This window comes from Pleomorphomonas oryzae DSM 16300 (genome assembly GCF_000422965.1).
In the GTDB taxonomy this organism is placed as follows: Bacteria; Pseudomonadota; Alphaproteobacteria; order Rhizobiales; family Pleomorphomonadaceae; genus Pleomorphomonas; species Pleomorphomonas oryzae.
In genome coordinates, this window is the sequence record NZ_AUHB01000001.1 from 526,572 (window position 1) to 539,355 (window position 12,784).

Sequence of the window (12,784 nt, forward strand, 5' to 3'; positions counted from 1 at the left end):
AATGTGGTGGGATGCCCTTCTCGATCCGTTCCGCGGCAAGACCGTCACCATTCCACCGATGGATGGCGCCTTCCGGCCCAATACGCAGCTTGAGACTGCCGAGACCTTCACTGAAGCGGCGCACCCTGAAGCTCTGCTCGTTCACGAGGGACGGCTTCTGGTCGCTTCGGGAATCGAACTCCTCGCCTTTCCTCTGGAGGGCGGTGTGCCGACGACACTTCGCCGCTTCGAGACGGTGATTTCTGCGCTGGCAGCCTTCGCTGACGGCGGCCTCGCCATTGCGCTTGTCAGCGGTGAAATCCGTTTCCTGGGTGGCCGCTTCGACGGCCGCATCCTCACCGAGGTGGCCGGTCGCCGCATTCATGCGCCAACAGCGCTCGCGACAGCCGGCGAAGGCATTCTCTACGTTGCCGATGGCTCGGCTCGCTTTGCCGCCGACGACTGGCAAAGCGATCTGATGGCGAAGGGAGCAAGTGGCGCGGTGCTGCGGCTCGATCTTGTCGAGGGTGAGGGACGCATCATCGCCGATGGTCTCGCCTGGCCAGCAGGCCTTCTCGTCGAGCCCGACCGATCGGTGATCGTCTCGGAAGCTTCTCGGCATCGGCTTCTGCGCATCACGGGCGACGGGCGCACAAAGCCGCAACCCGTGTTGTCCAACCTGCCCGGCTATCCGGCCCGCCTCACGCGCGCCACTGGCGGCGGCGCTTGGCTGGCGCTGATGGCGCCCCGCAACCGCCTGATCGAACTGGTTCTGACCGAGACCGCCTATCGCGAGGACATGATGGCGACGGTGCCCCGTGATCTCTGGATCGCGCCGCAAATGAGTTCAGGTAATTCCTTCCTCGAACCGCTGCAGTGCGGCGGCGTCGTCACCATGGGCGTGCGCAAGCCCTGGGCACCGGGGCGGTCGTATGGTCTGATTGCCCGCCTCGACGATCACCTCCGTCCGGTATCCAGCCTGCATAGCCGCGCCGACGGTCGCCGGCACGGCATTCGAGACATGGCGGAAATCGGCGGCGTGCTGTTCGCCGCCTCGCGTGGTGGCAACGTCGTCCTCGAAATCGAGACAGGTGCGGCATGACGCTGATCGAGACGCGCACCCTTTCCAAAAGCTATCGCGGCAACCTTGCCGTCGACGCCGTCGATTTCGACATTGCCGAGGGCGAGGTGCACGCGCTCCTGGGTGAGAATGGCGCCGGCAAGTCGACGCTGACCAAGATGATTGCCGGCGTGGTGCCGCCATCATCGGGCGAAATCCTGCTCGACGGTAAGCCGGTCACTTTCGGCGGTCCGGCCGACGCCCTGAAACAGGGCATCGCCATGGTGTTCCAGGAAACGTCGCTGGTGCCGTCGATGACGGTGGCACAGAACCTTTATCTCGGCGACGAGAAGTTCCTGAATCGGTTGCGCGGCGTCGCCATCTCGGCGCAACAGTTCCTGCAATCGCTGAACTTCACGGTCGACCCGACGGCGACGGTCGCCACGCTCGGCGCCGCCAAGCGGCAGATGGTCGAGATCGCCCGCGCCGTGCGCCTGAAAGCGCGGATCATCATCTTCGATGAACCCACAGCGACGCTGACCCCGGAGGAGAAGCGGCATTTCTTCGCCCTGGTCCGCCGCCTCAAGGAACGCAAGGTGGCGGTGATCTTCATCAGCCACGCGCTCGAAGAGGCGTTGCATATCTCCGACCGCATCACCGTGATGCGCGACGGTGCCCGCGTCGTCACCGACGTTACGGCCAACTTCACCCGCGAAAAGATCGTGCGTGCCATGGTCGGGCGCACGCTCGCCAGCGGCGACGCGGCAAAGAAGACGGCCGTCCGCCCGGCCGGCGACAAGGTGCTGTCGGTGCAGGACCTCTCGATGGGGGCGATCGTCAAGAACACCTCCTTCTCGATCTTCGCCGGCCAGATCACCGGCCTGTTCGGCCTCGTCGGTTCCGGCCGAACCGAGACGGCCAAGATCGTCGCCGGCGTGATGAAGCGCGACTTCAACCGTGGCGGCGAGGTGGCGCTCGATGGCAAGCCGGTGCGTTACAACACGCCTCGTCCGGCGATGCAGGACGGCATCGTCTATGTTACCGAAGACAGAAAGCTCGAAGGCTTCTTCGAGACGATGTCTATCGCCGAGAACCTCTATTCTGGTCATCTCGCCGCCGGTCAGAACAAGATACCGGTGGTGAGCCGTGCCGAGATGACGCAGCTCGCCGAGAGCTGGGGCCGGACGCTCAACATCCGCGCCATCAATCCGGATGCCCGCGTCGTCGAACTGTCCGGCGGCAACCAACAGAAGGTGGTGATCGGCAAGGGGCTCGTGCAGAAGCCGCGTCTCGTCATCTTCGACGAACCGACGCGCGGCGTCGATGTGGCGGCGATTGCCGAGATCCATCACCTGATCGAGAAGCTCGCCGACGACGGTCTCGCCGTGGTGGTGATCTCGTCCTACCTGCCGGAAATCCTGAAACTCTCCGACCGCATCCTGGTCTGTCGCCAGGGCCGCGTGGTCGAGGAATTCTCTCCGCTGGACGCCAGCGAGGAGCGCATCATGTACGCTTCCGTCCACTGAAGACAGGGCGCAAGAACAAGAGGAAAGCCAAGACGATGTCCCGCATCTGGACCTACTATCACGGCGCCTGGCACGAGGGCGATGTCCGCGTGCTCGGGGCCAACTCGCACGCCACGTGGCTCGGCTCGCTGGTGTTCGACGGCGCCCGCGCCTTCGAAGGCGTCGCTCCCGACCTCGACCTGCATGCGGCGCGCGTCAATCAATCGGCCAGGAACCTCGGCCTCGAGCCGACGCTCAGCGACGCCGAGATCATCGGACTGACGCAGGAAGGCCTCAAGAAGTTCGGGCCTAACCCAGCCGTCTACATCCGGCCGATGTACTGGGCCGAAGAAGGCGACTCTTCGGTGGTTGCCCCCAATCCCGCCTCGACCGATTTCGCGCTCTGCCTTGAGGAGATGCCGATGGTCGAACCGAAGGGCTTCACCATCACCACGACACGTTTCCGCCGGCCAACGGTGGAGTGCATGCCGACCAACGCCAAGGCCGCCTGTCTCTACCCCAACAACGCCCGCATGATCCGCGAGGCGCGCGGCAAGGGCTTCCACAACGCGCTGGTGCAGGATTTCGCCGGCAATGTCGCCGAACTCGCCACCGCCAACGTCTTCCTGGTGAAGGGCGGCGAATTTTTCACGCCAGTGCCGAACGGCACCTTCCTCGCTGGCATCACCCGCAAGCGTGTGATCGGGCTGCTGCGCGACGCTGGCGAGACGGTTCATGAGATCACGCTGTCGGTCGACGACTTCCGCGCCGCCGACGAGATCTTCTCGACCGGCAATATCTCCAAGGTCGTGCCGGTGATCGGCTTTGACGACAAGACGCTGGCCTTTGGCCCCAAGGGGCGCAAGGCGCGCGAACTCTATTGGGCCTGGGCCCATCGCTGAGGACAAGATCATGACAACCGTGAAACTCTGGACCGACGCCGAGGTCGACGCCAACCCGCGCGTCAAAGCGGTGTTCGACGACATCCGCGCCACCCGCAAATCGACCTTCGTCAACAACTTCTGGCGTGGCCTCGCCAACCAGCCGCAGCTTCTCGAACGCACCTGGGCGAGTCTGAAGGAAGTGATGGTCGCGCCGGGCGAGTTGTCGCCGGTGGTCAAGGAGATGATCTACGTCGCCGTCTCCACGGTGAACGGCTGCAGCTATTGCATCCACTCGCATACCGCCCAGGCCAAGGCCAAGGGCATGACGGAGGGCATGCATGCCGAACTCTTGTCGGTAATCGGCATGGCCTCGGAAACCAACGCCGTCGTTCAGGCGCTGCAGATTCCGGTCGATCCGGAATTCCAGGTCTGACGGGGAAGGCAAAATGTCGAAAGCCATGTTGCTCAGCGCTCCCGGTGGTCCGGAAGCGCTGAGCTGGGAAGAGGTCGCCGATCGCGTGCCGGCAGCCGGCGAAGCCGTGGTGCGTCACACTGCCGTCGGCGTCAATTTCATCGACACCTACTATCGGTCCGGCCTCTATGCTTGGCCGGAGGCGCCGCTGGTTGTCGGCGCCGAAGCAGCCGGGGTGGTGGAAAGCATCGGGGCGGACGTCAAGGGACTGAAACCAGGCGATCGGGTGGCCTACACAACGCCGCTCGGTGCCTATCGAGAGCGGCGGGTCATTGCCGCCGACCGGCTGGTGAAGCTGCCCGATGGCGTTTCCGATGAGATTGCCGCCACCGTTATGCTGAAGGGGCTGACGGTTCAGTATCTGGTCACCTCGACTTTTCGGGTGAAATCCGGCGACGTGGCGCTGGTGCATGCGGCAGCCGGTGGCGTCGGCCTTCTCATGGGACAATGGCTGAAGGCGCTCGGCGCCACCACCATCGGCACGGTCGGCTCGCCGGAGAAGGCCGAGCTCGCGCTTGCCCACGGCTATGACCACGTCATCGATTATCGCCGCGACGACTTCGTGGCGACGGCGCTCGGCGTCACCAACGGTCGCGGCTGCGACGTGGTCTACGATAGCGTCGGTCGCGACACTTGGGCCGGTTCGCTGAAATGTCTGAGAAAGCGCGGCGCCTTCGTCTCCTTCGGCCAATCGTCGGGGCCGATCGAGGGCTTCACGCTGTCGATGCTGGCACAGGGCGGCTCGCTTTCCGCCTCCCGCCCGATGCTGTTCCACTTCATCGAGGAACGGGCCGAACTGGAGGCGCGCGCCGCCGACCTGTTCGGCCGCCTTGCGTCAGGTGCCGTCAAGGCAGAGGTGCGCCAGCGATTTCCGCTGATGGCCGCCGCCGATGCTCATCGTGCGCTTGAGAGCCGAGCCACCGCTGGGGCCTCGGTCCTGACGGTATAGGGCATCATCGCTTGAGGGGGACGCCCGGCGCGTGTAGGACTTGAGGCTCATCCCCAACCGGGAGCGGGCCATGGACGACAGGCTGCTGCAGAGCTTCATGACGGTCGCCGAATGCGGCAGCTTCACGGTTGCCGCCGAAAAACTGTCGATCACCCAGTCGGCCTTGTCGCGCCAGATCCAGAGCATCGAGCAGACGCTGGGGGTGGAGCTGTTCGAGCGGATGGGCAAGAAGATCCGCGTCTCGCCCGAGGGCGAGGCGCTACGCACGCGCATCAACGAGGTGCTGATCGCCACCAAGAACCTGCGTCTCTCCGCCGAGGAATTGAAGAAGGGCGAGGCGGGCGTGCTCAAGGTCGGCGCCTGCTCGCAGCTCATCGAGCGCTATTTCCCCGATTTCCTGCGCGAGTGGCAGGCTGAGCACCCGCGCGTCGATATCCGCCTCGAGGAAGGCGGCGGTGCCGACCTCGACGCCAAGCTGCGGTCGGGCGTGGTGCAGCTCACCATCAACGCCTCGAGCTATGCCCGGACTCCCGATATCGAGGCGCGGCCGCTCTGCCACCTTGCCGTTCTGGCCATCGGCACGGCCGAGCGCATCGGCAGCACGGGCGTGCCAATCGATATTGCCGAGGTGTGCGCCCATCCCTTGCTCTTGCTCAACCGTCGCCACGTCAGCCGCGAGATGTTCGACGCGGCCTGCCGTCTGTCCGGCCTCGATCCTCGCATCGCCCTCGAAAGCGGCTCGCCACACACCGTGTTCTCCATGGCCATCGGCAATGTCGGCGTCGCCGTTCTGCCCTCTTCGATCCGCGCGCTGAAGACCGACCTGACGGTGCGGCCGATCGCCATTGAGGGCCGGCCGGTGGAATTCGAAATCTCCGCCATCTGGTCGCGCTCGACGCCGCTGCCCGCTTATGGCCGCCGCTTCGTCGACGCACTGGCCGCCCATATCGCTCGCGAACAGGATTTGGGATCGGGAACCGCGGCGGTCGCCTAGAAGGTCACGAGACCACGGTTGCTTGGCCCTTGCTTGACAGCCTTTGGAATCGTCCCTACAAAAAGTGAAACCGCTTTCACAACAATAACGGCGGGGGAACATCGGTGCGCTTCTGGAGGGTGATCGAGCCCTACATCGGCTTTCTGTTGCAGGGCTTCGCCCTGACGATCGCCGCTTGCCTGCTGGCCATCGCCGGTGCGGTATTGCTCGGGGCGCTAACGGCTTCGATGCGGTCGTCGGGCAACAAGCTGGTGCGCGGCATCGCCAACGCTTATGGCGATGTATTCCGCAACGTGCCCTTTCTCGTGCAGCTGTTCTTTTTCTTCTACGGTCTGCCTGAACTCGGCATCTATATCGGCGCCTTCGAGACCGGCGTCATCGCCATGTCGATTGCCGGCGGTGCCTTCGTCTCCGACGTCATCCTGTCGGGCATCCTGACCATCGATGCCGGCGTGATCGATGCCGCCAAGGTGTCGGGTCTCAGCCGGGTCAAGATCTTCACCCGCATCGTGCTGCCGATCGCCATGCGCGTTTCGGTGCGGCCGATGGGCTCGGTGCTGATCAACTTGGTGCTGACCTCGTCGATCCTGTCCACCATCACCGTCAATGAGCTGACCGGTGCCGCCAAGATCGTCGCCGCCACCACCTTCAAGCCCTTCGAGGTCTACGCGGTGCTGCTGGTGCTCTATGCCTCGCTGACCACGCTCTTGTCCTTTGCCATCTCGGCGATCCACCATCGCCTCAACCGCTTCATGACGGGGGGCTGATGCGCTACGCCGACTTCACCCCTTACGACATCATCCTGCTGCTGCAGGGCCTCGGCGTCACCCTCGCCTTGTTCATCGGCACAACGCTGATCGGATTGGCCATCGGGCTGTTGCTGGCCGTCGTCCATCACTACCGTATTCCCGGCTGCCGACCAGTGATTGTCGTGGTCACCGAAGCACTGAAGAATTCGCCTGTCTTGGTGCAGCTGTTCCTGGTGTTCTTCGGCATCCCGGCCTTCCTGCATATCCGGATGACACCGGTCGAAGCAGCCACGCTGACCATCAGTCTCAACACAGCCGCCTTTGCCTTCGTCATCTTCCGTTCCGGCATCGAATCCATCGACCGCGACCAGATCGAGGCGGCCAAGGTATTTGGTCTCAACCGTTCCCAGATTTTGCGCCTTGTCATCGCACCACAGGCTACCGCCTTTGCTGTCGGACCGCTGGTCGGCATCCTGGTCAACCAGTTGCAGGTGACGTCCCTGATCTCGGTGATCGGCGTGTTCGATCTCACCAAGATCGGCAACATCCTGAATCTGAGGACATTGCAGCCCTTCATCGTCTGGGCGGTGATCGGGCTCATCTACTATATCGCGGCAAAGACGCTTGCCCACGTCGGCGGTCGCATCGAAGCGGCGCTCCGCAAGTCCGTCAAATGGGGAGGCATCTGATGATCGTCGCCGAAAACGTCGAGAAGCGCTTCGGTGAGACGCTGGTGCTGAAGCGCGTCAACCTCCGGGTCGAACCGGGCGAGGTGGTGACTATCCTCGGTGCCTCCGGCTCGGGCAAATCGACGCTGATCCGTTGCATCAATGGCTTGGAAACACTGTCGGGCGGCAAGATCACCGTCGACGGTCACGATGTCTCGACCAAGGCTGGCCTTGTTGCCGCCCGCCGGGCCTCGGCCACCGTGTTCCAGCTGTTCAACCTCTATCCGCACATGACGGCGCTGAGGAACATCACCCTCGCGCCGATCGAAGTGTTGAAGCTGCCCAAGGCCGAGGCCGAGGCGCGCGCCCGGGCGCTGCTAGACAAGGTGGGTCTCGCGGCACATGCCGATGCTTACCCGCAGCAGCTGTCCGGCGGCCAGCGCCAGCGCGTCGGCATTTGCCGGGCGCTTGCCATGCAGCCGCGCTACCTGCTTCTCGACGAGGTGACCTCCGCCCTCGATCCCGAGATGACCGGCGACGTGCTGCGCATCCTTGCCGAGCTCGCCGCCGACGGCACGACCATGGTGTTCGTCACCCACGAGATCGAGTTCGCCCGCCACATCTCAAGCCGCATCGTCTTCCTCGAGCAGGGCGAGCTGATCGTCGATCTGCCGACGGCGCAATTCTTCGCCGAGGACGGCGGCCTGGCCGTGCCGCGTATCCGGCAATTCCTATCCAAGATGAAGAAGGACTGAGCCTTGATCCTCATCGCCAACACCGAGGCTGAACCCGGCTTCTCGCACGCCATCGACACCCTCGTCGCCGGGGGCGCTGCTCTCGATGCCCTGGTCGAGGGTATCGGTTATGTCGAAGCGGCACCGAGCGTGCGCTCCGTCGGTTACGGCGGCTGGCCGAACATGGTCGGCGACATGGAATGCGACGGCGCCGTGATGGACGGTACGACGCTGTCCGTCGGCTCAGTCGGCGCCGTACCGCGCACCCTGCATGTGGCCAAGCTGGCGCGCGAGGTGATGCGACGCCTGCCGCATGTCATGCTGACCGGCGAAGGCGCGCGTCGTTTCGCAAGTGAAATCGGTTTCAGCGAAGACAATGTGCTCTTTCCCGACAGCAAGCGGGTGTGGCGCGAGAAGCTCGATGGCTTGCTCGACGACAAGGCGCGCGCCGCCTTCCCGAACGTGCCGCTGATCCCGCTATCCAACGCCATTACCGATCCCGAGCGGGTTCGCGACACCACGGTGTTTCTCGGCATTGATGCCGGCGGCAACGCCGCCGTCGCCACCTCGACCTCCGGCTGGGCATGGAAATATCCCGGCCGGCTCGGCGACAGCCCGATCCCTGGTGCCGGCTTTTATGCCGACAGCCGCTATGGCGTCGCCGCCTGCACCCACACCGGCGAGATGACCATGCGCTGCGCTACCTCGCATGCGGTGGTGCAGGGATTGAAATTCGGCCTTTCCCTCGATGCGGCGGTAGAGCGCGCCGCCGAGGATCTCCTCGCCCTCAGGGATGGCTTCATTGGCGAGGTGGTCATTCATGCGCTCGACAAGAACAACAAGCATCGCGTCGTCACGCTCCGGGGTGACAAGCCGGTCTCCTATTGGTTCTGGGAACCCGGCATGCCCGCACCCGAGCGGCGGCAATCGGAACAGCTTTGACTAGAGGAGACACATCATGCACAGGCTTCTGAAATCCACTCTTGCCGCCGCAGCCGTCTGCCTGACGCTGGTGAGCGCGGCCAGCGCCGGCTCCAAGCTGCAGGAAATTCTCGACGCCGGCACCATCCGCATCGGCGTGTCGCTGGGCGGCGAGCCGATCGGCTTCCGCGACGCCCAGAACAACCCGGTGGGCTATGACGTCGACGTGGCGACCATGCTGGCCGAAAAGCTCGGCGTGAAGCCCGAATTCACCGACGTCTCGGGCGACGCCCGCGTCTCCATGCTGGTGGCCAACCAGCTCGACCTCGTGGTCGCCAACACCTCGGCGACCCTGGCCCGTGCCAAGGCCGTCAGCTTCTCGATCCCCTATAACCGCGCCGGCCTCCGCATCATCGTGCAGGCCGATGCCGGCATCACCACCCTGGAAGGCCTCGCCGGCAAGAAGGTGGTGGTCGGCCGTGGCACCACGGGCGAGACCTTCCTGAAGCGCGCCGTGCCGACGGCCGAGCTGGTCTACACCGACAACTTCTCGCCGGACGGCGTGCTGCTGCTCAAGCAGAAGCGCGTCGACGCCGGTATCGAGGATTCGTCGATGCTCGACTACCTCGCCACCAAGGAGCCATCGCTCACCACCCTGCCCGGCCTCTACTCCAACGACCCGATCGGCATCGCCATCGCTCAGGGCGATCCGGACTTCCAGCGCTGGGTCGACATGTTCGTCTCCGACTACATCCAGTCGGGCGCCTATGAAGCCAATTACAAGAAGTGGTGGGGCGAGAAGGCCAATCCGCCGACGCTGACCCCGCTCTGGTAAGAAGGCGGGAAAATCCGCCCATTGAGGACCGCAGACGCACTCGGCGTCGGTGAAAACCGGCGCCGAGATTTTCATATTGGGATGTCTCAACCCGTGCTGCGCGCGATGAAGCGGGTGGGAATGTCGAGACCGGCAGCTGGAAATTCCTCCGGTGCCTTGAGATAGGCATGAATGCCGCCGACCAGCGCCGAGCGGTCGAAGCCGACACTGGAAATATCGTAGGCGGCAAAGTTGCCCTTCTCGACGGCATCGAAGCCATAGAGCAGATAGTCGGCGGGTGGCCGCCGGCCCTCACGACCGAGGCCGTCCATCACCCCCATCGCCATGGAGTCGGAGGTGCAGAACACGGCCTCGGGCATGGCTTGGGAGACAGCAACCGCCGCCTTGATGCCGGAGTCATAGGAATAATCGCCACCGATTTCAGACAGAAGGCGGATGCCGGCGGTGGCGCAGGCGGCCCGGTAAGCGGCGATCCGCGCCTCCTCGACCAGCGAGCTGGCGCGTCCGGTTACCAGCACGGCGCTGCCAACGCCTCGGCTACGAGCGTGCCGCACCAGCTCGTCGATGCCGCTCTCCTCGTCGATATGAATGCGGGCACTTTCAGCGTCGAAGCGCCCATTGAGCATCAGCACGTTGTCGCTGTGAAAGAGATCACGCACCTCGCCGGCGTCGGCAAAATCGGAGAACACCAGCGCGGCGTGCACGTGGTAGGTCAGCGAATTGCGCAAGAAGTCGTCGATGCGCTTGGTGCGGCCGACGCGGATCAGGATTGCCTGCTTGCCGAGCGACTGGATACCGTCGAGCAGCGGGTCGAACAGGTCGAGGTCGGAGAGATCGCTGAGATAATTGATGATGACGGCGACAAGATCGACCGATTTGGTGGCGAGGCCGCGCGCCAGCGGGTTCTGGTGATACCCGAGCTCGGCCGCCGCTTTCAGAACCCGCTCCTTCTTTTCGAGCGACACCGGGCGGCGGCTCGGCGACAGCGCCCGCGAAACGATAGCCGGCGCCACGCCGGCCGCGCGTGCCACGTCGGCAATCGTCGGTCGCTTGCCCTCGCGAGGCGGCTTTTCGGTCATGATCGGCAGGGTCCGTTCCGGAATGGATGCAACAGCTTATCGCATGATTGGAAATGAAGTGGAAAGCATGTTGCGGCCCGCTTTCCCTGTCGGTTGGTGCAGAACACCCCAACAAACGACCGCAGGTGGTGAACCGATAGTTCACTCTTTTGTGGAATCATGCGTTCAAGACAGGGAGTAGAAGCGTGAATTCCGACGGTATGTCCCGCCGACCCGACCTGCGTGCGGTATCCGATCAGCTTGAGGCTGCTCGCTCGCGGATTGAAGAACGTTTCGTCGAGGGTGGCAGGGCGCTGATGGCGGCCTATGACATCGTCGCACGCCTCCTCTCGGCGATCGAGGGCATCACCGGTGCTCTCGATGATCACGCTTGTGACGAAGCCGCGGCTCGGCTAACCGCCACGCTGAAAGGTCTCACCGAACTCGTGGAAACCGAGACGGCTGCTGGTCAGCGTCTGGTATCGATCCTCGCCGACGGTGAAGCGATTACACCGCGAACGCGCGACATGCAGCGCTCGCTGCGCTATCTCACCACCTGTGCCATGGAAACCCGGATTGCCGGCGCCGGCGTTGCCGAGTTCGCCCAATTCGCCGATGACGTCGATAAGTATGTGGGCTCAGCCATTGGGCAGATCGACGTTTTTGCCGCCAAGGTCGGTGAACTGAGCACCCAGCTCGCAGCGGCCTGCGCCGGTGGAAAAGACACCGGCCTTGAAACCCAGGTGTCGGCGGTTTCATCGACTTTAACCGACGCGCTCGACGCGGTGCACAGTCGCCGCGCCGGTCTCAAGCGGCTCGCGGCCGGCACGGCGGATGTCGCGCGGTCGGTCCAGGAAAAAGTCGGCAAGGTACTATCGGCTCTGCAGGTCGGCGATGTCGCGCGGCAACGGATTGAACATGTGCAAGCCGGCATCGCCATTCTGCTCGACGAGCTTCCCCGCTGCGATACGGACCAGCGGGCCGAAGCGCTGACCCAGGTGGCAATCCGGCTGCTGGCCGCGCAGACCGCCGCGCTGATCAAGGACTTCACCGAGCAGACACGAGTCGTCGTTGCCTCCATCGAGGGGCTGGCCAAGGAAGCCGAGCGTGTGCTGGCGCTGAACGGCAAGGCGGGCTGCGGCGGCAGCGAAACCATGCAGGCGATCGAGGAAGGCGTCAGTCTGGCGCGGAACGTAGTGGGAGATATCGAGCGGTCAGGTGCGCTTGCCGCCGCCGCTTATGCTGCCACCAAGCAGGTCGCCACGGAATTGCTCAGCAACATGGGCAATATAGGCAACATCCGAAGCGTTCGCGACGACATCCGCTGTCTCGCCATCAACGCCTATCTGCGCAGCAACCGCCTGGGCGCCAAGGGCCGCGCCGTCGGCGTGGTGGCGGCGGAAATGAATACCTACGCGGCCAGACTCGGCGTCGCAGCGGAAGACATTCTGCAGCGCCTGTCGACCATGCGGGAAACGGCAGCCGGCATCGATACCGAGGACAAGGCTCGCCACGTCGATATCGTCAGCGAGGTCGACGGCGCCGTTGCCACTCTGCGCGAAGCCAACGTCCGCACCAGCCAGTACCTCAAGGAAGCGGCGGAGAGCGGCAATGCCATTGCCGAGCGGATCGCGCATATTGCCCGCGACATCGACTTCGCCAGGGACCTCGGCGAACATCTCGAAGCCTGCCGGCGGTTGTTCGGCAGCGACGGTCACCTCGGCTTGGCTGCCGATGCCAAAGAACACACCGACTTCTCCGAGCGTCTTTTCGCCATCTACACCATGGCCTCCGAGCGCGACATTCACCGGGCCATCCTGGGCTCGAACGGCGCACCGGCGCCTACCGTCGCGGCCAAGGAGAGCGAAGACCTTTTCGACGACGTGTTGTTCTGATTCTCGTCGGTTGAGCTCGCGTGAATTGGCCGAAGCGCCGACATGACGGGCGCGGCGCACCCTCCTATAATCCTCCGAGGC

The 12,784-nt window shown here is 64.1% G+C and carries 13 protein-coding genes; 12 read left to right on the top strand and 1 reads right to left on the bottom strand.

Going from position 1 to position 12,784, the window contains the following annotated elements; translation table 11 throughout:
- The first annotated feature begins 1 nt into the window (after position 1).
- The 11 genes from G522_RS0102455 (at position 2) to G522_RS0102505 (ending at position 9,750) form a co-directional block, all read left to right on the top strand.
- The gene (locus G522_RS0102455; protein ID WP_026789689.1) at positions 2-1,081 is read left to right on the top strand and encodes an SMP-30/gluconolactonase/LRE family protein; all 1,080 of its coding nucleotides are present in this window, start codon (positions 2-4) and stop codon (positions 1,079-1,081) included.
- Complete coding sequence (locus G522_RS0102460) at positions 1,078-2,565, top strand: sugar ABC transporter ATP-binding protein (protein WP_026789690.1); 1,488 nt, start codon at positions 1,078-1,080, stop codon at positions 2,563-2,565. The genes G522_RS0102455 and G522_RS0102460 overlap by 4 nt, the downstream gene beginning before the upstream one ends.
- 35 nt (positions 2,566-2,600) lie before the next feature.
- Entirely contained in the window at positions 2,601-3,446 is an 846-nt protein-coding gene (locus tag G522_RS0102465) for a branched-chain amino acid aminotransferase (RefSeq protein ID WP_036837631.1), read from the top strand.
- A gap of 10 nt (positions 3,447-3,456) precedes the next feature.
- Positions 3,457-3,861, top strand: coding sequence for a carboxymuconolactone decarboxylase family protein (locus G522_RS0102470; RefSeq protein ID WP_026789692.1), 405 nt, complete (start codon positions 3,457-3,459; stop codon positions 3,859-3,861).
- Between the two features lie 13 nt (positions 3,862-3,874).
- A complete protein-coding gene (locus G522_RS0102475; protein WP_026789693.1) occupies positions 3,875-4,849 on the top strand; it encodes a quinone oxidoreductase family protein in 975 nt (324 codons plus the stop codon).
- A 70-nt stretch (positions 4,850-4,919) separates the two neighbouring features.
- Complete coding sequence (locus G522_RS0102480) at positions 4,920-5,843, top strand: LysR family transcriptional regulator (protein ID WP_026789694.1); 924 nt, start codon at positions 4,920-4,922, stop codon at positions 5,841-5,843.
- A gap of 104 nt (positions 5,844-5,947) precedes the next feature.
- The gene (locus tag G522_RS0102485; protein WP_026789695.1) at positions 5,948-6,610 is read left to right on the top strand and encodes an amino acid ABC transporter permease; all 663 of its coding nucleotides are present in this window, start codon (positions 5,948-5,950) and stop codon (positions 6,608-6,610) included.
- Positions 6,610-7,281, top strand: a complete 672-nt coding sequence (locus G522_RS0102490) for an amino acid ABC transporter permease (protein ID WP_026789696.1) — start codon at positions 6,610-6,612, stop codon at positions 7,279-7,281. Before G522_RS0102485 ends, G522_RS0102490 begins: the two co-directional genes overlap by 1 nt.
- The gene (locus G522_RS0102495) at positions 7,281-8,015 is read left to right on the top strand and encodes an amino acid ABC transporter ATP-binding protein (RefSeq protein WP_026789697.1); all 735 of its coding nucleotides are present in this window, start codon (positions 7,281-7,283) and stop codon (positions 8,013-8,015) included. Before G522_RS0102490 ends, G522_RS0102495 begins: the two co-directional genes overlap by 1 nt.
- Before the next feature lie 3 nt (positions 8,016-8,018).
- Positions 8,019-8,936 carry a glycosylasparaginase gene (locus G522_RS0102500; RefSeq protein ID WP_026789698.1) on the top strand — a complete coding sequence of 306 codons (918 nt, stop codon included), beginning with the start codon at positions 8,019-8,021 and terminating at the stop codon, positions 8,934-8,936.
- 16 nt (positions 8,937-8,952) lie between these two features.
- Positions 8,953-9,750 (top strand): transporter substrate-binding domain-containing protein, encoded by a 798-nt coding sequence (locus tag G522_RS0102505; protein ID WP_026789699.1) that lies wholly within the window; start codon positions 8,953-8,955, stop codon positions 9,748-9,750.
- Between the two features lie 86 nt (positions 9,751-9,836).
- Here G522_RS0102505 and G522_RS0102510 read toward each other — a convergent pair whose 3' ends face one another.
- Positions 9,837-10,829: a LacI family DNA-binding transcriptional regulator gene (locus G522_RS0102510; RefSeq protein WP_026789700.1), complete on the bottom strand. Its 993-nt coding sequence runs from the start codon at positions 10,827-10,829 to the stop codon at positions 9,837-9,839.
- Positions 10,830-11,014: 185 nt separating this feature from the next.
- Between G522_RS0102510 and G522_RS0102515 the strand changes: the two genes are divergently transcribed.
- Positions 11,015-12,703, top strand: a complete 1,689-nt coding sequence (locus tag G522_RS0102515; RefSeq protein WP_156886794.1) for a methyl-accepting chemotaxis domain-containing protein — start codon at positions 11,015-11,017, stop codon at positions 12,701-12,703.
- Positions 12,704-12,784 lie beyond the last annotated feature (81 nt).

What these genes read in the sequence shown, in the direction of transcription:
- G522_RS0102455 (WP_026789689.1), top strand. Translation starts at nt 2, where the DNA reads ATGTGGTGGGATGCCCTTCTCGATCCGTTCCGCGGCAAGACCGTCACC.
- G522_RS0102460 (WP_026789690.1), top strand. Translation starts at nt 1,078, where the DNA reads ATGACGCTGATCGAGACGCGCACCCTTTCCAAAAGCTATCGCGGCAAC.
- G522_RS0102465 (WP_036837631.1), top strand. Translation starts at nt 2,601, where the DNA reads ATGTCCCGCATCTGGACCTACTATCACGGCGCCTGGCACGAGGGCGAT.
- G522_RS0102470 (WP_026789692.1), top strand. Translation starts at nt 3,457, where the DNA reads ATGACAACCGTGAAACTCTGGACCGACGCCGAGGTCGACGCCAACCCG.
- G522_RS0102475 (WP_026789693.1), top strand. Translation starts at nt 3,875, where the DNA reads ATGTCGAAAGCCATGTTGCTCAGCGCTCCCGGTGGTCCGGAAGCGCTG.
- G522_RS0102480 (WP_026789694.1), top strand. Translation starts at nt 4,920, where the DNA reads ATGGACGACAGGCTGCTGCAGAGCTTCATGACGGTCGCCGAATGCGGC.
- G522_RS0102490 (WP_026789696.1), top strand. Translation starts at nt 6,610, where the DNA reads ATGCGCTACGCCGACTTCACCCCTTACGACATCATCCTGCTGCTGCAG.
- G522_RS0102495 (WP_026789697.1), top strand. Translation starts at nt 7,281, where the DNA reads ATGATCGTCGCCGAAAACGTCGAGAAGCGCTTCGGTGAGACGCTGGTG.
- G522_RS0102505 (WP_026789699.1), top strand. Translation starts at nt 8,953, where the DNA reads ATGCACAGGCTTCTGAAATCCACTCTTGCCGCCGCAGCCGTCTGCCTG.
- G522_RS0102510 (WP_026789700.1), bottom strand. Translation starts at nt 10,829, where the DNA reads ATGACCGAAAAGCCGCCTCGCGAGGGCAAGCGACCGACGATTGCCGAC.